Here is a 24,166-nt window from a genome sequence, read left to right as displayed (position 1 = left end):
GGATAAAGGAGTGCAGAATTATTGAGCAATAATCAATCTCGTTATGAAAACCGTGATAAGCGCAGGAAAGCTAATTTAGTGCTTAACATCTTAATCGCAATCGTATCTATTCTAATTGTTGTAGTAGCAGCCAATCTCTTCATTAACAGTCCTTCTAGCAAAGATGTCAGCAAGGATTCTGAAACGGCGCAAAAACAGGAATCTCCGGCTTCAGGAAAGACGGAAAAGAAATCCGATGAGGATATAAAAGACAGTAAGAAAGATACATCTGACAGCGAAAAGGATTCTGAGAAATCTTCTGACTCAGATTCAGATTCCAAAAAAGATGATTCTTCTAAAAGTGATGACTCTGATTCAGACTCAAACTCAAATTCGGATGACCCGCTTAAAGACGCAATAGTCACAGAAGGCGGCTCATCAAGTGATGTGGAAAAAACGTATGAAAATCCTGACTGGAAAGCAGTCGGAACTGAGCAGAAGGGCGAGCATGCCGCCACTTATGACTCAAGCTCACAAGACTGGGCTGAGATGCTGAAAGCCATATCATATGCAACCGGTGTTTCAACAGATAACATGACCGTGCTCTGGCTCGGAAATAACGGCAGTCCTCAGGATGCCAAAGGTAAGATTTTAGATAAAACGAGCGGAGAGAAATATCAAGTAACGATTACATGGGTTGATGAAAAAGGCTGGAAGCCGATAAAAGTAGAAAAATTAAAATAAACAAAAGCAGCCGAATTTTCGGCTGCTTTTGTTTTACACCTCAGCTGCAAAATGAACAACGGCGCTGTAAAAAAATTTTCCGTCTGCCACAGCAGTTTGATGCGAGACAGATTTCACACGCAGCATGATCGCTTTATTGTTTTCGATTTGTGTGTTGATTTTCTTTTCAAGCTCCTGCAATGATGCCGCTTCGAAAAATTCTACTTTGTCTTTAATCAGATCCAATTGAAAATTCATCTTTCGACCCCTCCGCCTTTACAAGTCATATGAAGTATAAGCCTTTTTACGCTGTACGCGCAATATATGACTGGATAAAAAACACAAAGTGTTTTAGTACCTACTTTCAAGAAGATATGGTAAGATAGGAACTGTTCCATCATTAATTCATAGTATGCTTATAGGAATTATAAAATATGGAGTGTGACAACTATGGGACGTGAATTTATCCCTCTTTTTGAGGATTGGGCCGCAACTTACGATCAAACAGTTCAAGGTTTTGATATTCAGTATAAAGAGGCGTTCAGAGGCTATGATGATATTTTGAATGCCATTGTCAGCCGGTCAGGGATTCGTGTATTAGAATTTGGGCCAGGGACCGGCAACTTGACAGCGAAACTGCTTGAAGCGGGGAAATCTGTATTTGGAGTCGAGCCGTCTCCGGCGATGCGCAAGTTAGCATCTGACAAGCTCCGCGGCAGGGCAGAAATTGTTGACGGAGACTTCCTGACATTCCCTGAACCGCCATTTCAGGCTGACACGATTGTCAGTTCATATGCTTTTCATCATTTGACTGACGAAGAAAAACGAGCCGCAATAAAGCAATATGGCAAATACCTTCACATGCATGATAAAATAGTGTTTGCCGATACTGTCTTTGAACACGAGGAAGCGTATAATCAAGCCATTGATAAAGCACGTTCTCAGGGCTTTTATCAGCTGGCGAATGATTTAAAGACAGAGCATTATCCCACATTGGAAACGATGAAAGAGATGTTTACAGCTGAAGGTTTTGCAGTCCGATTCATTCAGCAAAACGACTTCGTGTGGATAATGGAGGCGATCAAACGGTAAAGTGAAGGGAATGTGTATAGATGAAACTAGCAGTCATCGGAGCAATGGAAGAGGAAGTAACCATCCTAAGAAACAAACTGGAAAATGCAAAAACAGAAACGATCGCGCACTGTGAATTTACAACAGGCCAATATGAAGGAACTGAAGTCATTCTTTTAAAATCAGGAATCGGAAAAGTGAATGCTGCGATCAGCACGACACTTCTGCTTGATCGCTACAAGCCTGATTATGTGATTAACACAGGCTCAGCGGGCGGATTTCATCATACACTGAATGTGGGAGACGTCGTCATTTCTACTGACGTTCGCCATCATGATGTAGATGTAACGGCCTTTGATTATGAATACGGACAGGTGCCAGGCCTTCCGGCTGCTTACGCCGCAGATGAAAAGCTGATCAGCATTACTGAAGAAGCGATTTCTGAACTTGACGGCATTCAAGTTGCAAAAGGAACAATCGCAACAGGCGATTCCTTTATGAATGATCCGAAGCGAGTAGAAGAGGTGCGTGCGAGATTTTCTGATCTGTATGCGGTTGAAATGGAGGCAGCGGCAGTCGCTCAAGTGTGCCACCAGTTTAAAACGCCGTTTGTTGTGATCAGAGCATTATCTGATATCGCAGGAAAAGAATCACATGTATCATTTGACCAATTTTTAGAGCAGGCCGCTGTTCACTCAACAGAGCTTGTGTTAAAAGTGATCAAACGAATTCATTAAAACGGGGGGAGTGTTCTCCTCCGTTTTCCCTAAAACAACCTCTATCAAGGAGGAGGACATATATGACAGTTATTACGGACATTACCGAGCTGATTGGGAATACACCGCTTCTCCGCTTGAAGAATTTTGATATTCCTGAAGGTGTGGCTGTATATGCCAAGCTGGAAATGATGAACCCTGGCGGAAGCATAAAAGACAGACTGGGAGATATGCTGATTCGTGACGCCTTGGATTCAGGCAAAGTGAAGCCCGGGGGAGTCATTATAGAGGCAACGGCCGGAAATACAGGTATCGGGCTTGCCCTTAACGCCAGAAAACATGGTTTAAAAGCCATTTTCTGTGTTCCGGAACATTTCAGCAAAGAAAAGCAGCAAATTATGCAGGCGCTAGGAGCGTCAATCGTGCATACGCCGCGTAAAGACGGAATGCAGGGAGCCATTCAAAAAGCGATACAGCTGGAGAAGGAAATTGAAAATTCCTATTGTGTTTTGCAATTTAAAAACCAAGTAAATCCATCGACTTACTATAAGACTCTTGGACCTGAAATATGGAAAGCGCTTGACTGCAATATTCATACATTTGTCGCAGGGGCAGGATCAGGAGGCACATTCGCGGGAACAGCATCCTTCTTAAAAGAAAAACATCCCGCAGTCAAAACAGTAATTGTCGAACCCGAAGGCTCCATATTAAACGGCGGAGAGCCTCATGCTCATAAAACAGAAGGGATCGGCATGGAGTTTATCCCTGACTATATGGATGAAAGCCATTTTGATGCAATATATACGGTAACAGATGAGAATGCTTTTAGACTTGTTAAAGAAGCGGCTGAAAAAGAGGGCCTGCTGATCGGAAGCTCTTCAGGTGCAGCGCTTTATGCGGCATTGGAGGAAGCGAAAAAATCGTCTGCCGGCACAAATATTGTCACAGTATTCCCAGACAGCAGTGATCGGTATATCAGCAAACATATATACGAAGGAGGCATCTGATATGAAGAAAAAAACATTGATGGTACATGGCGGGATCACAGGTGATGAGAAAACAGGAGCTGTTTCCGTTCCGATATATCAAGTGAGCACGTACAAGCAGCCGAAAGCAGGCCAGCATACCGGCTATGAATATTCAAGAACGGCCAACCCGACAAGAACTGCACTGGAAACGCTTGTGACAGAGCTCGAAGCCGGGGAAGCAGGTTATGCGTTCAGCTCAGGAATGGCTGCAATTACAGCTGTTATGATGCTGTTTAACAGCGGAGACCATGTGGTTTTGACTGATGACGTGTACGGCGGGACATATCGAGTGATGACAAAGGTGCTTAACCGTCTCGGCATTGAATCAACTTTTGTGGACACAAGCAGCAGAGAAGAAGTCGAAAAAGCGATTCGTCCCAATACAAAGGCAATTTATATTGAGACACCGACAAATCCGCTTCTCAAAATCACCGATTTATCACTGATGGCAGATATTGCGAAAAAAGCGGGTGTTCTTCTAATCGTAGACAACACCTTTAATACACCATATTTTCAGCAGCCGCTTACTTTAGGCGCTGATATCGTACTTCACAGTGCGACTAAATATCTCGGCGGACACAGTGATGTTGTCGGCGGTTTAGTTATTACAGCTTCGAAAGAGCTTGGAGAAGAGCTGCATTTTGTGCAAAATTCAACAGGCGGCGTGCTCGGCCCTCAGGATTCATGGCTGTTAATGAGAGGGATCAAAACACTTGGGCTCAGAATGGAAGCAATCGATCAAAACGCGCGGAAAATCGCAATCTTTCTTGAGCAACATCCTGCTGTTCAAACGTTATATTACCCTGGTTCTCCAGACCATCCGGGACATGCGCTTGCGAAATCTCAAGGATCAGGCTTTGGAGGCATGATCTCCTTTGATATTGGCAGTGAAGAGCGAGTGGATGCCTTTTTAGGCAAACTTAAGCTGTTTACAATTGCAGAAAGCCTGGGTGCTGTAGAAAGCTTAATTTCTGTTCCGGCTAGAATGACACATGCCTCTATTCCGAGAGAGCGCCGGCTTGAACTCGGCATTACAGACGGCTTGATCAGAATCTCTGTGGGAATAGAAGATGGAGAGGATTTGCTGGAAGATATCGAGCAGGCTCTTCACATTTTATAACAAATGGATAGATTTACTTTCTCTGTAAGCTGCCAGATTATATTATAATAGTCGTATACTATGAATCTGGCAGGTGATTCTTTTATGAAGAAGAATAGAATGAAATCATTAAAAGAAGACTACAAGCATTTCGCTTTTACCTTGCTTGCAGTCAGCACTTTTTTATATATAGGCGCGGTTCTTCCTGATCAGGGCTTAACGCTAGGCCAGAAATCAGTTATGTTTATGACGGATTGCGTATTTTTAGCCGGCGCTTTCTTTTGCGCCGACCGTTCACTTGTATATAAGAAGCGCTTGGAAGAAGCCGACGAATAAAAAACAGCCATCAACTGATGACTGTTTTTTTGTTATTCTTCCCGCAGCTCTTTTCCCATGCCTTTTAAAAACTGAAGGCCGAAGCCGACTGCTCTGTTAATATCAGGGTCGTTCATCGCTTTTAAGAGATCGAGAATGCCGACTTTCTTGTCTTCTTTTAAAAAGCTTTGCGCCTGTTCGGTTCCCGCCATTACGCTTTCTAAAAGCTTGCCTGTAAACGCAGGATCAGCCTTTGTCAAAGCGCCTCCAGCCGCCATCATCGTGTTGATGAGGTTTGTGACAGGCTCGCGAGATACCTGGCCAAGCGCGATTTTGGCGATGTCTTCTTTCGCCCTCAGCATGCTTGCTGCTGCATCAAAGATGCCAAGCTCATTAAGTTCACTCATTAACGTCATCGTTTTCGAGACGGCATCCTCATTTTCCGTCAGCAGCTCCTTCAGCTCCTCGATTTTCTCAAGCTTGATTTGCTCCGCTGTTTTTGTTTCTTTTTTGATCGTTGTAATCGGAGTGGCCATTTTCATTTCCCCCTTTCATTTAATCAGTCAAATGGACATAACCCGGACGGTTCCATTTTCTTTCTGCCTCGACGCCGTTTTGCGGATTCCGTTTCTTATTACGCGGATTTGTTTTAGGAAGCGGTGCGCTTTCGCAGCCTCCAAGCACCTCCATGCGAACCTTCGTCTGTTTGTAAGCAGGCGTGTTCGTGCGTTTATCAGCCGCAGGCCCTGTCAGGAAGTTAATCGCTGAATCCTTGTCTGTCGAGTTCATCGGCAGGTAGAGTTCATTTTTTCGCACACGGTCAGTAATGAGCGCATTTAATTTAACAGCTCCGAACGGAGAAACGAGGCGAACCAGTGAACCGTCACAAATGCCGCGCTCCTGTGCAAGCTCCGGCGATACTTCGACGAATACATTCGGCACTTTGGATTGAATGCCTTTCGATTTATTTGTCATATTTCCTTCATGGAAATGCTCAAGCATCCGGCCGTTATTGATATGAAGATCATATTCTTCAGGGAAAGCGGCAGGTTCAGTCCAATCAGACAGTGCAAAACGGGCTTTCTTGTCTGGGAAATTAAATCCGTCTTCATACAGAAGCGGCGTGCTTTCACCTGTGAAGCTGCCCCATAGGAAGGTGTTCCAGCCTTCAAGCACCTCATAGCTGGCTTTTCCAAACAGAGGAGAAAGACTCGCCATTTCAGAGAAAATGTCGCTTGGATGGCTGTAGTTCCAGCCGGCTCCTAAGCGGTTTGCTACCTCTTGAATAATCCACCAGTCCGGTTTCGCGTCTCCAAGTGTCGGAAGCGCTTGATACAATCGCTGCACACGGCGCTCTGTATTGGTAAACGTTCCATCTTTCTCAAGAGATGGAGTGGCAGGCAAGACGACATCGGCATATTGAGCCGTTCTCGACAGGAAGATGTCCTGAACCACGAAGAAATCAAGGCTTGATAAAATATCATGCACATGGTTCGCATTTGAATCAACCAGTGCCATATCTTCACCAACAAGGTACATGGCCTTCATCTTGCCTTCTTCAATGGAATGAAGCATTTGAATATTGTCTAAACCTGGTTTTCCTTCAATCTCCACACCATAAGCCTTTTCAAATTTTGCGCGTGCTTCGTCATCTGTAATATGCTGATATCCCGGAAGCCAGCCTGGCAATGTCCCCATGTCGCAAGCGCCTTGAACGTTATTGTGTCCGCGCAGTGGATAAGCGCCGGCACCCGGACGGCGGTAGTTGCCTGTTGCCAGAAGTAGGTTCGAAATCGCTGCTGACGTATCAGAGCCGCCCGTATTTTGAGTAACACCCATTCCCCAAAGAACACAAGTGCCGTCAGCATCACGAATCATCTCGGCAATTCGAATGATGCTTTCTTTAGAAAGGCCTGTGATGCGTTCTGCATAATCAAGCGTATAGGTTTTAAGCGTTTCTTTATAATCTTCAAAGTAATTCACGTTCTCATCAATAAACGCTTGATCATGCCAGCCTTGGTCGATCATATATTTCGTAACGGCCATCAGCCAAACCTGGTCTGTGCCTTGTTTAGGGCTGATGAATAGATCAGACCGCTCAGCCATCTCATTTTTCCGCAGGTCGGCAACGATTAATTTTTGTCCATGGAGCTTGTGTGCACGTTTGACCCGTGTTGCAAGCACTGGATGTCCTTCAGCCGGATTGGCGCCGACGATGATGACGAGTCCGGCCTTGGCAATATCTTTAATCGTGCCGGCGTCACCGCCCATGCCGACCGTACGGAACAACCCGTCTGTAGCAGGAGACTGACAGTAGCGAGAGCAGTTATCGACGTTATTTGTTTCAAATACCTGACGCGCTAATTTTTGGATGACATAGTTTTCTTCATTCGTAATTTTAGAAGAAGAAATGAATCCGACAGAGCCTTTGCCGTATGTCTCTTTAATTTCACCTAATCTGCTTGCGACTAGATCGAGGGCTTCTTCCCAAGATGATTCAACAAAAGCCCCGTTTTTACGGATTAAAGGCTTTGTGAGCCGCTCTTCAGAATTAACGAAATCCCAGCCGAATTTCCCTTTGACACATGTAGAAATTGCGTTAACCGGAGCGTCGGAAACAGGCTGGATCTTTAAGATATCCCGGCCTTTTGTCCATACTTCAAAGGAACAGCCAACGCCGCAGAACGTACATACCGTTTTGGTTTTTTTCGTTCTCGTTTCACGCATTGCCGCTTCGACTTCAGAAATGGCAAAAATGCTGCCGTACCCAGGTTCAACGTTTTTCACGAGGTCAATCATAGGATCCATGACATCCTCTTTGATGCCTGTCATAAAGCCAGCCTGCCCGAGCATTGATTTTTCCATCAGTGCATTACACGGACAAACCGTGACACATTGGCCGCAGCTGACACAAGAAGATTCGTTGATTGAAACTCCTTCATCCCAAATAACCCGCGGACGTTCGCGTTCCCAGTCGATAGAGAGTGTTTCATTGACTTGAAGGTTCTGACACACCTCAACACACTGGCCGCAGGCGATGCATTGGTTTGGATCATATCTGTAAAACGGGTGAGACATATCAACCGCACAAGACGGATCTTCTTTTGGCGTATAAGGGTATTTTTGATGCTCGATTCCCATCATTTCCGCTGTATTATGCAGTGTACAGTTCCCATTGTTATTATCGCAAACCGTGCAATACAGCAAATGATTTTCAAGAAGGCGGTCCATTGCTTCGGTTTGTGCCTCTTTCACCCGATTTCCCGAAAGATCAATTGACATTCCGTTTTCAGCGACCGTAGAGCATGAACGAACCAGCTTGCCGTCTGCCTCTACAATGCATGTATCGCATGTTTGAATCGGATCAACCTCTGGGACGTGGCAGATTTGCGGATACTCAATCCCATTTTCATTTAAAATATCTAAAATTGTGGCCCCTGCTTGTGCTTGAATTTCTGTTCCGTCAACGCGGACACTGATCGACTTATCGTCCATCATATTCATATTCCCCTCCATCTTTCTTTCAAGAAGTCAAAAAAGCCATGTATAGATACACCTGTCTTTCATTCACAGAAGGTGTAAACACACATGGCGGAATAGTTCACTAGCAAGTCTTACTAACAGACCAATCCTTGATTTTTATAAACCGATAGACTCATAACAAGATCCTATTACAAATCCATCAACACTGCTTTTATTATAAAGTGATATTTATTATAATACAATATGACAGGAAAATTTTAACCAAGTGAAATGTCCTGAGGGGAACCGGGAACGGCCTTTTTTTAAGGCAAAATCGGAAGGGGTAATCAGCATGTCAAAGAAAATTCATGAGTTCAATGATATTATTCGAAAACTTCGCAAGGAATTGTTCGGCAAAGGACCTGAACGGATTCACACGGTATTTGTAGATAATATGGCTGTGTCTACGCTCTACGGCAACCTGAGCGCGAGCGAGCAGTTTATCGCCCGCACGCCTGAGGGAAGAGAAATGGTGCATGCGGCCCGGACAAGCCTGATTCAAGACCTTTACTCTAAAAAAACGCCGGAAGGAATGGAGGAGCTGATCGGGGCTAAGCTTGTTCATTTGTTTTCTGATATCAAAATTGAAGAAAATATCGCCGTATCTGTTTTTGTCTTTGACCGAAAAATTGACGACCAAAAAGAAGTCCTTTTTAACTAGCATATTTGCCATTGACACAAAATTGTCACATTTGATATGATGTTTTTACTGCAGTTATAGAAGGGCAAAAGCAATGGAATGTATGCACGAACTGTATATATTCTCTATCAATATCTTAATTCTGCTTGATGTTGTTGTATGGGTATGCACACAAGTTAGGCAGCATTCAAACACCTGATGGATACAGGTTATTTGAGTGCTGCCTTTTTTGATGCTTTTCTTTTATAACTGTAAAAATGGAGAAACAATGGAGGCGTATGTAGTATGGGTTTTCGGAAACCGGATGAAATAGCAGAAGCAGCAATTGAAGCAGGGATGAAAAAGGTAAAGCTTCCGCTGCTGTCTCTCTTGGTGCTGGGTTTTTTAGGCGGTGCTTTTATCGCACTCGGTTATTTGCTTGATATCAGGGTGATCGGCGATCTTCCGAAAGAATGGGGAAGCCTGTCCAGTTTTATTGGGGCTGCGGTATTTCCTGTAGGACTGATCCTTGTGGTTCTTGCAGGGGCTGAACTGATTACAGGAAATATGATGTCAATGGCAATGGCGTTATTTTCAAGAAAAATATCACTAAAGGAATTGGCGGTTAATTGGGTGATCGTTACCATTATGAATCTGATCGGCGCTTTGTTTGTTGCTTACTTTTTCGGACATCTTGTCGGCTTAACCGAAACGGGGCCATATTTGGAAAAGACGATCGCTGTCGCGCAAGGCAAGCTTGATATGAGCTTTGGCAAGGTGCTCGTTTCCGGCATCGGCTGTAACTGGCTGGTGTGTCTTGCAGTTTGGCTTTCCTTCGGTGCTCAAGATGGCGCAGGGAAAATTGTTGGCATATGGTTCCCTGTTATGGCCTTTGTGGCAATCGGATTTCAGCACGTTGTCGCCAACATGTTTGTGATTCCGGCTGCCATTTTTGCAGGCTCGTTTACGTGGGGGCAGTTTATCGGAAACCTCATTCCGGCTTTTATCGGCAATGTTATTGGAGGAGCAGTGTTTGTCGGATTCATCTATTTTATCGCATATCATAAGAAAGACCGCTCCAGAAAAGAAATGAAACAGGTATCATAAACAAGGGACAAAGACAGTCGATGAATCACACAATTTACGTCCATTTTTAGAAAAAGATGTTTACAAAATGGAATTTGGTGGATATACTTACAAAGTAAGAAAAAAAGCAAAGGAGGCTGAATCAAAATGACAATGCGACAACGACGCAGACCAGTTAGTGGCTCAAGCAATGTACAAGGAATTTATAATGGTTTATTCAGCCTGTGGAAGAGTCCGTGTCCTTCCTTAACCGATGCTTATCGCACGCATTAAATTCGGAATCGTCGGACATACGCAACTCCCCGCAGGCAGTAGAGACATGGGTGTCTTCTTTTGTCTGCGGTTTTTATGTGCCCGCGGCAGGGAGATGCCGCGGGTTATTTCGCTTGGAGCGGACTTTGAAAGGGGGTGAGCGATATGACGATTAACCTATTCTTTTTGACATTAACGATTAACAAGCGGTTTAAAAGCCCGGAAGAGTTCGAACAAGAACAGCAGATCGAGCAGATTTATGATGAAATGAAAGAATCTCAGCTGAAACATCTTTATTTGACAAACTGGCGCTAAAAAAGGAAACAAAATACAGAAGGGAGAGATGACAAATGTTTAAAATGGAACTATTGATGCATTATACGATGGAGAAGGACCAAGTGTAGCGAATGAAGCTGTCAAGGAAATGCCGTCCTGCATATCATATAAAAAGCAGCACTTTATGTAAGGGCAGGTGATGGCATGATGAACTTTCAACAAAAAAGGCTGCCGTCGATAGGTCATGGTTATGCATCCATGCCGCATTCCTTCAAACACGGCTATGGTAATCCATTCCGTCAGCAGAGGCTGGCGGCGATGCAGCAGCAAAGGCTGTATATGTTCCCATATCATTGGCATTAAAAAGCGGGCGGAAAACATTTTGTTTTCTGCCTTTTTTTGCGGGAAAAAATGAAAATGTTCAGTTCTGTTGAAACATTTCTAAACACATTGCCGTCTAGTTGATATCTTCATTCTGTATAAGAAATGAAGCGATGTTTATTTTTTCAATATAATAAATAAGCTACAGGAAACCAAAAGCAGGTGTTTAAAATGCTAGAAAACAAACTTTATAAACGAGCGAACCTATTGAAATTATTTTCTGGGAAATATAAGCAAACTAAAATCATTGAGCATATGATGATTGATTCTATAGACATACAAGAAAATGACAGAATTTTAGAAATTGGAACCGGAAACGGCTCTGTCTTTAAGACAATAACGGGAAAACTTGAAAAGGGAAGCATAAAAAGCATCGACTCTTCTAAGCGAAAAGTAAGACAGGTATCTCGTGCAATCCAAAAGAAAAAGAAAACAGATCAAGGGGGCATTTTCCATGGTCATCCGGAAAGGATCCCCTTTGAAGACCGTACCTTCAATAAAGTATTTTCTTTACATACGGTTCAGGCTTATACTGATGTCAGGCTCGCATTAAGAGAGATTTATCGAGTGCTCCAAATTGACGGCCGATTTTACATCAGTATTGATAATAATGCAGAAAGAAACGAGAAAAAATATATTCAATTGCTGCAAGATCAGCATTTTAGAGACATTTCTGTCATCAGACGCGATTCGTGCCTTTGTATTGTCGCTGTTAAATAAAAAATTTCTCGGGAAATATATCCAGACCTCTGACATTCAGGGATTTGGGTATATTTTCTTAATTTTATATTTTTTGCATAGCATTTATATTAAAAAAAGTTTTTTTCATATAAACTATAAACATAAGAATGGGTAAGAGGTGATTCGAGACAGAGTGGATATCATTTATGAACAAACGGAATGAATGTTCATTCCTAAATGAATCGGAGGTTTTAAGTTTACATGGCATCCGCACTTATCAGTAAATACGATTTGATCATGAAGGCATCGCTCTCGCTTTTTACGGAAAGAGGATTTGATGCCACCACCATCCCAATGATAGCAAAAAGAGCTGAAGTGGGTACAGGCACGATTTATCGCTACTTTGACAGCAAAGAAACACTCGTCAATGTTTTGTTTCAAGAAAGCATTCAGCGCTTTTCAGAAAAGGTAAAGCGAAATTATTCTGAAATGCCTGTCAGAGAGGGCTTTCGCCACATATTTTGCTGTCTCGTTCAATTTACGAAGGAGAGCGACTACGCTCTTTTTTTCCTTGAAACGAAAAAGGATGCTCACTATTTAAATGAAACAAGCAAAAAAATGATAGAAAACCTGACTCAAATGCTTGACGATTTTTTTAACAAGGGAAAAACAGAAGGAGTGATCCGCTCCTTGCCCTCCAATGTATTAATTGCGATTGTATTAGGCGCATTTCTCAAGTTGTATCAGCTTGTGCAACAAGGTGATATAGAGATGAATGCTGATTTGATTTCTGAATTGGAGCAATGCTGCTGGGACGCGATTAAACTTCATTCATTGACTTCAGAAGAATAAAGAAAGGAAGATGTTTATGAAACAGGCAAGTGCAATACCTCAGCCGAAAACATACGGACCTTTAAAAAACCTCCCGCATTTGGAAAAGGAACAGCTTTCCCAATCCTTATGGCGGATTGCTGATGAGTTAGGGCCGATTTTCCGTTTCGATTTTCCTGGTGTATCCGGCGTTTTCGTATCAGGCCATGAACTCGTTGCTGAAGTGTGTGACGAGAGCCGATTTGACAAAAACCTTGGAAAAGGCTTGCTGAAAGTGCGTGAGTTCGGAGGAGACGGGTTGTTTACTAGCTGGACGCACGAGCCGAATTGGCAGAAAGCCCATCGTATTCTGCTGCCGAGCTTCAGTCAAAAAGCAATGAAAGGCTATCATTCTATGATGCTGGATATCGCGACACAGCTGATTCAAAAATGGAGCCGGCTGAATCCGAATGAAGAAATTGACGTGGCGGACGATATGACCCGCCTGACGCTTGATACCATCGGGTTATGCGGATTTAACTACCGGTTTAACAGCTTTTACCGTGATACGCAGCATCCGTTTATCACCAGCATGCTCCGGGCTTTAAAAGAGGGAATGAACCAAACAAAAAGACTGGGCCTGCAGGATAAGATGATGGTCAAAACGAGACAGCAGTTCCAAAAGGATATCGAAGTGATGAATTCGCTGGTTGACAGAATTATAGCAGAGCGAAAAGCAAACCCGGACCAAAACATTAAGGATCTGTTATCCCTCATGCTTTATGCGAAAGATCCTGTAACGGGTGAGACACTGGATGATGAAAACATCAGATATCAAATCATCACGTTTTTAATCGCAGGCCATGAAACAACGAGCGGCTTGCTTTCCTTTGCGATTTACTGTCTGCTTAAACATCCGGAAAAACTTAAAAAAGCTCAAGAGGAAGCCGATCGCGTGTTAACGGAAGACACGCCTGAATATAAACACATTCAGCAGCTGAAATATGTTCGGATGGTTCTCAATGAAACGCTTAGGCTGTATCCGACAGCGCCCGCTTTTTCTCTTTATGCCAAGGAGGATACAGTTTTAGACGGCGAATACCCTATCAGTAAAGGACAGCCCGTCTCCGTCTTGATCCCAAAACTTCACAGAGATCAAAACGCTTGGGGTGAAGATGCAGAAGATTTTCGTCCGGAACGGTTTGAGAACCCTGAAAATATTCCTCACCATGCGTATAAACCGTTTGGAAACGGCCAGCGCGCGTGTATCGGGATGCAGTTTGCGCTTCAAGAAGCGACAATGGTTCTCGGACTTGTATTAAAGCACTTTGAATTGATGAATCACACTGGTTACGAGCTCAAAATCAAAGAGGCATTAACAATTAAACCGGATGATTTTAAAATTACAGTGAAACCAAGGAAAACGGTCCAAATGAATGTTCAGAAAAAAGAACATACTGGCACCGCGCACGAAACGAAGGAAAACGAGACAAAACCTAAACACGGCACACCTTTACTCGTTCTTTACGGTTCAAATCTCGGCACCGCAGAAGGCATGGCAGGTGAATTGGCAGCTTACGGGCGCCGGCTCGGCTTTACAGCGGAAACTGCACCTCTTGATGATTACATTGGAAAACTCCCCGACCAAGGCGCTGTTGTCATTGTGACTGCCTCATATAACGGAGCGCCGCCTGATAATGCTGCTGGCTTTGTTGAGTGGCTGGGAGAGTTGGAGGAAGGTCAATTAAAGGATGTTTCCTATGCGGTATTCGGCTGCGGAAACCGGAGCTGGGCCAGCACGTATCAGCGAATTCCTCGGCTTATCGATGACATGATGGCATCAAAAGGAGCATCACGATTGACATCCATTGGGGAAGGCGATGCGGCCGATGACTTTGAAAGCCATCGCGAGTCTTGGGAGAACCGCTTTTGGAAGGAAACAATGGAAGCCTTTCACGTGAATGAAATAACCGAGAAAGAAACGAAGCCGTCATTATCCATTTCATTCCTCAGTGAAGCAACAGAGACACCGCTTGCTAAAGCGTATGGCGCGTTTGAAGGTATCGTTCTTGAAAACCGTGAGCTTCAGGCAGCAAGCAGTTTGCGTTCGACGCGTCATATAGAATTGGAGCTCCCTGACTCAAAAACGTATAAAGAAGGCGACCACATCGGAATATTGCCAAAAAACAGCCAAGAGCTGGTTCAACGGGTTCTCAACCGATTCGATTTGCAGCCGAAGGCTGTGATAAAAATGAACGGGAGTCCGCATATGGCTCACCTTCCGCTGGATCGGCCAATCAGAGTGACGGAGTTATTATCATCCTACGTAGAGCTGCAGGATTCCGCTTCAAGGCTTCAGCTTCGTGAGCTGGCTTCATATACAGTATGCCCGCCTCATAAAAAAGAGCTGGAATTGCTTGTATCGAGTGATGAAATGTACAAGGAACAGGTTCTGACAAAACGTGTGACAATGCTGGATCTGTTAGAGGACTATCCGGCCTGCGAAATGCCGTTTGAACGGTTTTTAGAGCTTTTGCCATCACTAAAGCCAAGATATTATTCAATTTCCAGCTCACCGAAGGTCAAAGCAAATAGGGTCAGTATGACGGTGGGAGTTGTCAAGGACTCAGCTTGGAGCGGACGCGGGGAATACAAGGGCGTTGCATCCAATTACTTAGCCGGACTCCGTCAAGGTGATACGGTTGCCTGTTTCATTCGGACGCCGCAATCTGGATTCCAGCTGCCTAATGATCCCGAAACCCCGCTGATTATGGTGGGACCGGGTACAGGAATTGCGCCATTCAGAGGTTTCATCCAGGCCAGATCCGTTCTGAAGAAGGAAGGAAGTGCGCTTGGCGAAGCTCATTTATACTTCGGATGCCGGCGTCCTGATCATGACGATCTTTATAAAGAAGAGCTTGATCAGGCGGAAAAAGCCGGTTTGGTAACAGTCCATCGATGCTATTCACGAATGGAAGACGAACCAAAAGTATATGTTCAGCACTTGCTAAATCAAGATGCACAGAAATTAATTTCACTGATCGAAAAAGGTGCGCACGTTTATATATGCGGCGATGGTGCGCAAATGGCTCCTGAAGTAGAGAACACACTGCGTGCGGCTTATGAAGCTGGCAAAGGAGCAAGTCAGGAAGCGTCAGCAGAATGGCTGAAGAAGCTGCAAGATCAAAAACGTTATGTAAAAGATGTATGGACTGGAATGTAAGCAAAAATAAATCCCGCCAGAGATGGCGGGATTGCTTTAGCATGTGAAAAAAACCGGCACGATATTGAAATCTACTGAAAAGGATGTTATAGGGAGTATCGCGCCGGCCTTGTTATTATTATCGTCCGAAAGATATAAAACTTTAGGTTTTTTTCTGGTTTTTTATAAATAAATAGTTATAAAGTTATATATTTGTATCTTGGAGTTTAATTTTCCAGAAACTTAATCAAGCGTTTTTTCCTTTTTATTCTTGCATCTCATCCTGCCGTTTGAGTTAGACTGTCCGATTTGAGACTATGCATTCATCTGTTCGCTTCCTCACACTTCAAGCTAGTCAGAGGATGTTCCATGATGATATAGACGCTCAAGATGTTTTCTGTAATGAAAATCATGAACCAAACGAATCGTCGGTCTGATTAAAAGCAGGAAGCTGCCAACCGCAAACAGCCATATCCCTGCAGACATTAATTCATCGTAAAAGAAGAAAAAGCTGCCGATTAAAAATAAAGCGCCAATGATAAAATCGTTTACTGTATAGAGAACTTTATATCGTTTTTTGAAAAAAAGCTCGTATCGATTTATTTGCTTTTTCATCTCTTTTTCTGCATTAGCTTCCACGATGATCCCTCCATTCTATATTTGCTTACCCTCACGTAAACGATAGGTAAACATAAGGGCTTCACAGCTAGAAATAAAAATGATGAGGACCATATACAGGTCAGCCATTTCTCAAGTTAGGAAGGGCGGGGGATTGTGAGTTTTCTTACGCCTATTCATTAACAAAAATTGAAAAACATTGTAATATAAATAGATCATAAACGAAGGGGGTGGCAATATGAATAAAGAATCGAAGGTTATTATCGTATTAGGTGAATTTGAGAACGAAGCGGAAGGAATAATTTTAGAATGCAGAATATAAATTTCCAATAGATTAGGTTTTATGCCTGGTCCATGTCATCTATGTGACAGGCAATCCTTTTTTAAAAGCGGTTTTCAACCTGCAGGATAGCAAAAAAGAGGTCTAAGCAGGACCTCTTTTTTGCTAATCTATTTTATTGCCCGAACGATAAGAGCGGTTAAAGCTTCAGCCCCTTGGGGAATCAAGTGTACGCCGTCAGGGGTGAAATACTCCGGATGCTGGAGAGCTTCTGTATGCCAGTCAACCAACGTAATATTGTTATGCGTGTTAGCCTGCTGCCGCAAAGCTTCATTCACCTTGCTTTCCCATTGCCGGGGAACCCGCGTATTGACAAGATAGATATGAGCTTTTGAGAAAGATGTAAGCAATTGATCGATTTGGCTGTTTGTAAAGTAGCCATTGGTTCCCAGTTCAATGATGACAGATTTATTCGGCTGATTAAAAGACTTGTATTCCTGTGTCAGTTCTAAAGCTTGAGACATTTGTCTTCCCACCTTCCCATCAATTATGACATGTGAAAGAGACTGACGGAGGCTGGAGGCGATATCAAGCATGACGGAATCCCCTATTGCTAATACTTCTTTATCAGCAGCTGCCGGTTCTTTCTGAGATTTTACGTCCTTTTTTTTCTTAGTCTCCTGTCCGTTTGCCTTCGATTCCTCTTGATCTTTAGTTGAGGCTGTTGTTTTTTGTTTGGATTTGTTTTCTCCGTCTTTATCGGATGCTGCCATCTTTCTATGCTCTGACGTCTGGTTTGTGTCAGCGCTTGTTTCTTGTGTACTATACGTCCATTGCGGATGTTTTTTCTCTCCGGCTATCCCTGACAGTCCCCCTGCAAAAATAAGCATAGCGAGAATGACGAAGCCAATTGACATTTTGCTGATGACAGATGTCGTTTTCCATTCCCGAATTCTATGAATAAAAGCCCGGCGGAAAAATGACTTAACCCCTTCTGTCCGTATCGGCTTCTCAATAAAATGATAGGATAGCTCGGCGAGTATAAATGTAGCGATGATCTTTAGCGCAATATGCCAAAAAACAGGGTTTCCGATTTCTTGAACCGGCGTGCTTAACACAATAATAGGGTAGTGCCAAAGATAAATACCGTAAGACCTCGTTCCAAGCCAACGAAGAGGCCTCCATGACAGCAGAATGCCCAAAAAGCTGCTCGGATGGGATACACATGCAATAAGGACCGCGGCTGTAATGCTTATTAAAAACATTCCGCCTCTGTAAAGAAAAGGTTCGTATTCATCTGTAAAATAGACACACAAAACTAAAATACAAAACGCCGAAAGTTCTGTGACATGCAAAAGGCGCTTCAGTTTGTATGGCAGCCTGTTGGAAGACAGCCTTTTCATCGGCCATATCAGAGCCAGAGCACATCCTATCAGAAGTTCAAACGAACGAGTATCTGTGCCGTAGTACACGCGACTCGGATCTCCGCCGGGTTCATACAGTACGCTCATCATCACGGCTGAACAGAGCGCAAGCAACGACACCGCTGCCGCCAGTTTCGCACGGTTTTTAAATATGTACATTCCAGCAACCAAAAACATCGGCCATACAATATAAAATTGCTCTTCAATTGCCAATGACCAAAGATTTTTAAGCGGTGACGGGGATCCAAAGCTATCAAAATACGAGAGTTTATGAAAAATAAACCACCAATTACTCATGTAAAAGAGAGAAGAGATGGCATCTCCGCGCACAGTGTGCAAAAGTTCCCGGTTGCACACGACGACCCAAATAACAGCGGAAATGATCATAAGGTAAGCCGCTGGCAGAAGCCGCCGAATTCGGCGCACCCAAAAGTCCCGAAAATCAAGGCTGATATCATTTCCATGTGCCGGCAATATAATAGATGTAATTAAGTAGCCTGATAATACAAAAAAGATATCAACTCCGATGAAGCCTCCGTTAGCCCAATTGAAGTTTAGGTGATAAGCGATAACTGCCAGGACGGCAAAAGCCCGAAGGCCATCGAGTCCAGTGATGTAGCGGTGATGCTGTGTCTTGTGATACATGGTATTCCTCCAATCATGTGCAGATATTCTCGTTGTTTTGGCTGCAAGGTTACGCCTTCTTGATATTTGTCAGGTCCTTTGCGAAAGGGTAAACACCCATGACAGATGATGACATGGATGTTTTTCTGTTATCGAACATAACGTTCTCCCATGAGCAGATTTGAGATGACGCTGGTCGGAATTTTAAACTCTGTAACGCCCATATAGCCGGGGGCAACTTCATATTCATCAAATGAAATCACAAGTTTATGGTCTTCTGTAATATAAAACGTTTGATCAGGCTGAATGTGTTTGAATGGTTCTGCATCCTCGTCAGTGACCCAATAGATTTTATTTGGATCTTCCTTCATTTGCTGTTTCATTTGTTCTTTGATGTTTTGGCTGATGACTTTGATATAGCGGTCATCTTTAAATAAGCTTTTTAATGTAAGTAAGATATCATTCTTTTTGTCAATTGTGATATAACGGCTTTGTGTGTAAGATGATGCTTGTGTTTTTTCAATATTACGCCGAATAGAAATTAAATCTGGCGTGTCTGTTACTGTCTCGTAATCACTGTAGATGCTGAGATGTCCTTTTTTGTTTTTGGATGTGGACTGTATAAATTCTTTATACATCTGCTTGCTTTCTTTCAAATATTTCTGGTTGATGCTGTTTTCAAGCTCTTTATTAGAAAGTCCCGACAGAGCAGGCGTTTTGACATCGATGCTTGATTCATCTTTCTCTTCTTTGATCTCAATAAAAGTGATGGCTTTGACGATCTTGCCGATGACAGGGATTTTTGACATCGCTTGAGCTGCATCTGGGTTGATGTTAACAAGTGCAGTGAATAAAATAGCTGCCGCGACAGCTGCTGATGTCGGCCACATGACGATTCTTTTCTTTTTTGGTTTTTGCTGAAGGGCTGTTTCGACAACGATATCCAGTTCTTTAGGAATCTGGACATTTTTATATTCTTCTCTTAATTGCTGTAATCTCTTATCCATTAAGAAAGATCCTCCTTCGTCAACTGAATGCGCATCAGCTTCAATGCTCTGTAAAGGCGCGTTTTGACGGTATTCATGTTTTCCCCTGTAATTTCCGCAATTTCTTCTAGTTTGAGGTCTTCAAAAAAACGCAAAATAATAATTGTTTTATAGTGGGACGGCAATTCGTCGAGCGCTTCATGAAGATCAGTGTCCTTATAGTGATCTTCCTTTCCGGAGCTTAAAAACTCAATCGTTTCGTCATCCATCACCTTTACCTTTTTTTGTTTTCGTAAAAAATCGATAGCTGTACGTACTAAGATTTTATAAAACCAGCTTTTTATCGTCTCAGGGTTTCTGACCGTTTCAACTGAGCTGAGCGCTTTTTTTATAGATTCCTGAATAATATCTAATGCGTCATCTTGATTTTTCACATAACTGAAGGCTAACCTGTAGAAATCTTGCTTATGGTCAGTTATACACGTGACAAGCAACGCTTTTATTGTTTGTTTTTTCTTCATTGCAATAAAGGGCTCCTTTTTGAATATACGTATATCGTAGGATGTTACCTAGGATAGACGGGGCAGTTTGAAAAATAGTTTGCGCAGATATTATTTTTTTAAAAAAAAGTGATCAGGAGCGGGAGAGGAGGATCAATTGCTTAAAAATAAACGGAAAAGACCCTATTAATGGGGGAGTTGCATAAAAAAACATGACTTGTTGATACAAGCCATGTTTTTTGGTTACATGGTATACAGGAAATATCATGTGTTCTATTCCAAGTAATGTTTTTTAAAATCTGAGTGGATTGAAAATTTGCGTCGTAACTGGATGAGGTTTTTTCCAAAACTATCTTCTAAAAGCCCTCTATGCTTCTTCATAATTTCCATGAGATACAGATCATGAATGATCACTTCTGTAATAGGCATGACTAAACCTACATGCATCGTCCATGCAGCACGGCTATCGTTGCCAAGAGAGACAATACCTGCTACTACTTCTGAATCATCTCCGCTATATACAAGCCACCGTCCGTCATACTCTTCTGTAATTTCACTGCTCATATCATGAAGGTACACATTAGCAAAATCAGATGCGATATCTCCGTAGGCAATAATGGTGACTATGACACCTTTATTTGCCGCCTGTCTCAGCTCTGATTCCACCTCTTTGAAATCCTCTTTCCAGATCTCCAAGAGGATTCTTTTTTTTGCTGACAATATACAAGCCTTCACCTTTTCAAGAATTTCACTGCGGCCGGTAATATTCCAGATATTTTCCCGGTCATTTGCGGTCTGTTCGAATTTTTCAAAGTATTTTTCAGCCTGGTCAAAATTCTCTTCCGCTTTGAGCCGTCGGTTTTTAATCAGTTCTTTAGCGGGTACAGGGACATACTGAGGTGTGTTTCCGTGGCTTACAAAAACATCTCCTCTTAAGACAAGGCTTTCCAAGACTTCATATATTTTTGAACGAGGCACGCCGGAATTTTTGGCTACCGCATAGCCGGTTAAAGGCGATTCTTGCAATAATGCCAGATAAGCTTTTGATTCATATTCGGTAAAATTGAGGTTTTTTAAAATGTCTAACATATTTTCCTTCATACATCCTCCAATATAAAGAGCAGTCGCTGCCTTTGTAATCGCTATTTTAACAAACCAGATTGATTTTTTCCAAACGTATTGATACACTTTTTTGTAGGGAGTTACTTTAGTAGTCACTATATGTTAAGGGGATTCATTTAAAGGGGGAAAGAACATGCACAGCTTACTCGCATACATACCGATCGCTGCCATGATGGTTATCATTCCAGGAGCAGATACGATGCTTGTTATGAAAAATACCCTTAGGTATGGCGCAAAGGCTGGCCGATATAATATTCTCGGATTGGCAACGGGACTTTCTTTTTGGACGGTTATTGCCATTCTAGGTTTATCAATGGTCATTGCCAAGTCGGTGATTCTTTTTACAACAATCAAATATTTGGGAGCAGCATACTTAATTTATTTAGGGATAAAAAGTTTTTTTGCAAAAAATATGTTTTCTTTAGACGACATGCAAGCTCAGGCAAAAACCGCAGCAATTTCTCCGAAACGACACTATAAATCTTCCTTTATGCAAGGTTCACTCAGTAACATTCTCAATCCCAAAACGGTTTTGGTCTATGTCACGATCATGCCCCAATTCATCAATCTGAAGGGAAATGTAAACCAGCAGCTTATTATTTTAGCTTCAATTCTCACCCTGTTAGCGGTGTTATGGTTTCTCTTTCTCGTTTATATCATTGATTACGCAAAAAAATGGATGAAAAACCCAAAGTTCCAGAAAGCTTTTCAAAAAATAACGGGAATCATGTTAGTGGGCTTTGGTATTAAAACTGGTTTAAATTGATGTCACGGCCACTTATCAAAAGACTCCGTTCATATTTTGAACGGAGTCTTTTGATAAGTATGGAGATTAAATCACGGAGGCATGTATGTTTTGATCTTCAGCATACGTTTATTTGGAGACATTTGTACGGGAAAAGATCATGACACTCAATGAGCGGGATCGTAAAACATGGAATATCCAGTGCCTCGCAGCACACTAAAAAGACAAGGGATAAAGCTCCCTTGTCTTTTTTATGATTTCACTTAGTATAACGAACTTTATAAGCAATCATCAATAAGAGAAACCAAACAGGAGTGACAAATAGGGAAACACGCGTATCTTTCGCGAGTGCCAGCACAACCAGTATGAACACTAGGAAAGCCAGTGTTACGTAATTGGATAATGGAAAAAGCGGCATTTTAAATGTATTCACCTTTGCTGCATCCGGTCTTGTTTTCCGATATTTCAAATGGCAAATCACAATAATGCCCCAAATAAAGATGAAGCATATAGTAGAAACACTTGTGATAAGCGTAAAGACTTGCTCTGGCATTGCATAGTTCAGAATAACACCAATAAGAATGGCAATGGCTGAAAAGAACAATGCATTGCTTGGTACATTTGAGGCAGTCAGCTTTTGCAATGGGTCAGGTGCATGATGATCCTTGGCAAGCGAGTATATCATCCGGCTTGTACTAAATAAAGCACTATTGCCAGCTGAAGCAGCAGACGTCAGTACAACAAAATTAATTATGCTGGCGGCTGCTGTGATACCGACCGCTGAGAATACTTGAACAAATGGACTTTCAGCAGGATTGATGATATTCCATGGATAAATACTCATAATCACAAGAAGAGCGCCAATATAAAAAATCAAAATTCGAATAGGGATATTGTTAATTGCTTTAGGGATTACTTTTTCTGGGTTTTCTGCTTCGCCTGCAGTAAGCCCCACAAGTTCAATGCCCGTAAATGCAAACACGACCATCTGGAATGAGAGGATAAATCCATGTAAACCATTTGGAAACATGCCGCCGTGACTCCAAAGATTCGTGAAGGAGGCTATGCTTGACTGTGTGGAAAATCCTTTTATGATCAAGACAATACCGATAACAATCAGTGCCAGTATTGCGATGATTTTGATTAATGCGAACCAGAACTCCAATTCACCAAAAAGTTTTACAGTCGCTAGATTCATGATGAGCAACATCATAAGCGCAATGAACCCTGGCATCCATTGGGGTACACCAGGAAACCAATATTGTGTATAAAGGCCTACAGCTGTTAAATCAGCCATAGCAAGTGAGATCCAGCAAAACCAGTACGTCCAGCCGGTAATAAATGCTGCCATATTTCCTAAATAATCACTTACAAAATCAACAAAAGAGTGATATCCCGCGTTTGATAAGAGCAGCTCTCCCAGTGAACGCATAATGAAAAAGAGAAATACGCCCGTGATCATGTAAGCAAATAAAATAGAGGGTCCTGAAAAATGTATTGATTTCCCTGATCCTAGGAATAAACCAGTTCCGATTGCCCCCCCAATCGCTATGAGTTGTATGTGCCTGTTTTTAAGGCCTCTGGACAATTTCCGTTTGTGCAGAGAATTGTCCATAGTGGAATCGTCCGTCACTTTATGTTTTCCTCCAATAAAAAATATAGTTATCTTGGTTGTTTAGGAATCATAGCTTCCTAAATTTTTTATCTATCATTATAACAGGAAACTTATATTATATTAAATTTTATTGATTTTTTTAATTAAATGTAACTAATGTATCTATTTTTATAAAGTGTCATATCCATCAGGATGTGTAAAGGATTTCTTTTCTGCCGCTCTAATAATATATCCCACTATTTTTTATTAAAATAATAATGTTATAAAAAGAATAGAGAGTTTACATTCAGTCATATTTATAATGACAAGAGATTAAGTTTTGGGTTGTTTGCCCTGATCTTTAAGATGTATTTTCCGAAGTATCAGAACTTTGTCACCAATATGTTCACGGAGAGTGGTAAACTGTTTACGAATTATTACTTTTGAAGGGGGACAACCTGAGTGAATCATAGATCAAAAACACCAAAAAAGGGCGTCTGTTTAGACAAATAA

Annotated in this window: 23 protein-coding genes; 14 read left to right on the top strand and 9 right to left on the bottom strand. The window is 42.3% G+C overall.

Going from position 1 to position 24,166, the window contains the following annotated elements; all coding sequences use genetic code 11:
- Positions 1-21: 21 nt before the first annotated feature.
- A complete protein-coding gene (locus P3L57_RS13345; RefSeq protein WP_069487137.1) occupies positions 22-723 on the top strand; it encodes a YrrS family protein in 702 nt (233 codons plus the stop codon).
- Positions 724-756: 33 nt separating this feature from the next.
- On the opposite strand, the gene P3L57_RS13340 is transcribed toward P3L57_RS13345, so the two are convergent.
- A complete protein-coding gene (locus P3L57_RS13340) occupies positions 757-960 on the bottom strand; it encodes a YrzA family protein (protein WP_024122294.1) in 204 nt (67 codons plus the stop codon).
- 192 nt (positions 961-1,152) lie between these two features.
- Here P3L57_RS13340 and P3L57_RS13335 point away from each other — a divergent pair, with 192 nt between their 5' ends.
- The 5 genes from P3L57_RS13335 (at position 1,153) to P3L57_RS13315 (ending at position 4,952) form a co-directional block, all read left to right on the top strand.
- Positions 1,153-1,794, top strand: a complete 642-nt coding sequence (locus tag P3L57_RS13335) for a class I SAM-dependent methyltransferase (RefSeq protein WP_044154337.1) — start codon at positions 1,153-1,155, stop codon at positions 1,792-1,794.
- Positions 1,795-1,814: 20 nt separating this feature from the next.
- Positions 1,815-2,510: a 5'-methylthioadenosine/S-adenosylhomocysteine nucleosidase gene (gene mtnN, locus P3L57_RS13330; RefSeq protein ID WP_024122292.1), complete on the top strand. Its 696-nt coding sequence runs from the start codon at positions 1,815-1,817 to the stop codon at positions 2,508-2,510.
- 62 nt (positions 2,511-2,572) lie between these two features.
- Entirely contained in the window at positions 2,573-3,496 is a 924-nt protein-coding gene (locus P3L57_RS13325; protein ID WP_069487138.1) for an O-acetylserine dependent cystathionine beta-synthase, read from the top strand.
- A 1-nt stretch (position 3,497) separates the two neighbouring features.
- Positions 3,498-4,637 carry a bifunctional cystathionine gamma-lyase/homocysteine desulfhydrase gene (locus tag P3L57_RS13320; RefSeq protein ID WP_069487139.1) on the top strand — a complete coding sequence of 380 codons (1,140 nt, stop codon included), beginning with the start codon at positions 3,498-3,500 and terminating at the stop codon, positions 4,635-4,637.
- 84 nt (positions 4,638-4,721) lie between these two features.
- Positions 4,722-4,952, top strand: a complete 231-nt coding sequence (locus tag P3L57_RS13315; RefSeq protein WP_010335091.1) for a YrhC family protein — start codon at positions 4,722-4,724, stop codon at positions 4,950-4,952.
- 32 nt (positions 4,953-4,984) lie between these two features.
- On the opposite strand, the gene P3L57_RS13310 is transcribed toward P3L57_RS13315, so the two are convergent.
- Entirely contained in the window at positions 4,985-5,467 is a 483-nt protein-coding gene (locus tag P3L57_RS13310; RefSeq protein WP_010335090.1) for a helical membrane plugin domain-containing protein, read from the bottom strand.
- Between the two features lie 19 nt (positions 5,468-5,486).
- Positions 5,487-8,429, bottom strand: a complete 2,943-nt coding sequence (fdhF, locus tag P3L57_RS13305) for a formate dehydrogenase subunit alpha (RefSeq protein WP_264797995.1) — start codon at positions 8,427-8,429, stop codon at positions 5,487-5,489.
- 316 nt (positions 8,430-8,745) lie between these two features.
- Here fdhF and P3L57_RS13300 point away from each other — a divergent pair, with 316 nt between their 5' ends.
- The 7 genes from P3L57_RS13300 to cypB all read left to right on the top strand — a co-directional run bounded on the left by P3L57_RS13300 (position 8,746) and on the right by cypB (position 15,781).
- The gene (locus tag P3L57_RS13300; protein ID WP_024122287.1) at positions 8,746-9,114 is read left to right on the top strand and encodes a Na-translocating system protein MpsC family protein; all 369 of its coding nucleotides are present in this window, start codon (positions 8,746-8,748) and stop codon (positions 9,112-9,114) included.
- Positions 9,115-9,378: 264 nt separating this feature from the next.
- Positions 9,379-10,179 carry a formate/nitrite transporter family protein gene (locus P3L57_RS13295; RefSeq protein WP_044154345.1) on the top strand — a complete coding sequence of 267 codons (801 nt, stop codon included), beginning with the start codon at positions 9,379-9,381 and terminating at the stop codon, positions 10,177-10,179.
- 396 nt (positions 10,180-10,575) lie between these two features.
- On the top strand, positions 10,576-10,725 hold the full coding sequence (locus tag P3L57_RS13290; protein WP_024122284.1) for a YrzI family small protein: 150 nt from the start codon (positions 10,576-10,578) through the stop codon (positions 10,723-10,725).
- Positions 10,726-10,890: 165 nt separating this feature from the next.
- Positions 10,891-11,049: a hypothetical protein gene (locus tag P3L57_RS13285; RefSeq protein WP_125825436.1), complete on the top strand. Its 159-nt coding sequence runs from the start codon at positions 10,891-10,893 to the stop codon at positions 11,047-11,049.
- A gap of 189 nt (positions 11,050-11,238) precedes the next feature.
- Complete coding sequence (locus tag P3L57_RS13280) at positions 11,239-11,787, top strand: class I SAM-dependent methyltransferase (protein ID WP_277617435.1); 549 nt, start codon at positions 11,239-11,241, stop codon at positions 11,785-11,787.
- Between the two features lie 222 nt (positions 11,788-12,009).
- On the top strand, positions 12,010-12,600 hold the full coding sequence (gene fatR, locus P3L57_RS13275; protein WP_024122281.1) for a transcriptional regulator FatR: 591 nt from the start codon (positions 12,010-12,012) through the stop codon (positions 12,598-12,600).
- A gap of 16 nt (positions 12,601-12,616) precedes the next feature.
- Positions 12,617-15,781, top strand: coding sequence for a bifunctional cytochrome P450/NADPH--P450 reductase CypB (gene cypB, locus P3L57_RS13270; protein ID WP_069487141.1), 3,165 nt, complete (start codon positions 12,617-12,619; stop codon positions 15,779-15,781).
- 330 nt (positions 15,782-16,111) lie between these two features.
- Here the strand turns inward: cypB and P3L57_RS13265 are convergent, their stop codons facing one another.
- The 5 genes from P3L57_RS13265 to P3L57_RS13245 form a co-directional block, all read right to left on the bottom strand.
- The gene (locus tag P3L57_RS13265; RefSeq protein ID WP_207203690.1) at positions 16,112-16,375 is read right to left on the bottom strand and encodes a YrhK family protein; all 264 of its coding nucleotides are present in this window, start codon (positions 16,373-16,375) and stop codon (positions 16,112-16,114) included.
- A gap of 453 nt (positions 16,376-16,828) precedes the next feature.
- A complete protein-coding gene (locus tag P3L57_RS13260; RefSeq protein WP_059335491.1) occupies positions 16,829-18,727 on the bottom strand; it encodes an acyltransferase family protein in 1,899 nt (632 codons plus the stop codon).
- A gap of 128 nt (positions 18,728-18,855) precedes the next feature.
- Positions 18,856-19,713: an anti-sigma-V factor RsiV gene (rsiV, locus tag P3L57_RS13255; RefSeq protein WP_044154362.1), complete on the bottom strand. Its 858-nt coding sequence runs from the start codon at positions 19,711-19,713 to the stop codon at positions 18,856-18,858.
- On the bottom strand, positions 19,713-20,213 hold the full coding sequence (gene sigV / locus P3L57_RS13250; protein ID WP_044154367.1) for an RNA polymerase sigma factor SigV: 501 nt from the start codon (positions 20,211-20,213) through the stop codon (positions 19,713-19,715). Before sigV ends, rsiV begins: the two co-directional genes overlap by 1 nt.
- A 252-nt stretch (positions 20,214-20,465) precedes the next feature.
- Entirely contained in the window at positions 20,466-21,293 is an 828-nt protein-coding gene (locus P3L57_RS13245; RefSeq protein WP_059293538.1) for a TrmB family transcriptional regulator, read from the bottom strand.
- Between the two features lie 154 nt (positions 21,294-21,447).
- Between P3L57_RS13245 and P3L57_RS13240 the strand changes: the two genes are divergently transcribed.
- Positions 21,448-22,080 carry a LysE family transporter gene (locus tag P3L57_RS13240; RefSeq protein ID WP_044154377.1) on the top strand — a complete coding sequence of 211 codons (633 nt, stop codon included), beginning with the start codon at positions 21,448-21,450 and terminating at the stop codon, positions 22,078-22,080.
- Positions 22,081-22,318: 238 nt separating this feature from the next.
- Here the strand turns inward: P3L57_RS13240 and P3L57_RS13235 are convergent, their stop codons facing one another.
- Positions 22,319-23,692 (bottom strand): amino acid permease, encoded by a 1,374-nt coding sequence (locus tag P3L57_RS13235; RefSeq protein WP_069487142.1) that lies wholly within the window; start codon positions 23,690-23,692, stop codon positions 22,319-22,321.
- Positions 23,693-24,166 lie beyond the last annotated feature (474 nt).

Origin of the sequence: Bacillus sp. B28 (assembly GCF_029536185.1) — a bacterium.
Lineage (GTDB): Bacteria > Bacillota > Bacilli > Bacillales > Bacillaceae > Bacillus > Bacillus halotolerans.
The sequence above is the reverse complement of the archived record's forward strand: the minus strand, read 5'-3'. Positions and strand labels throughout refer to the sequence as shown.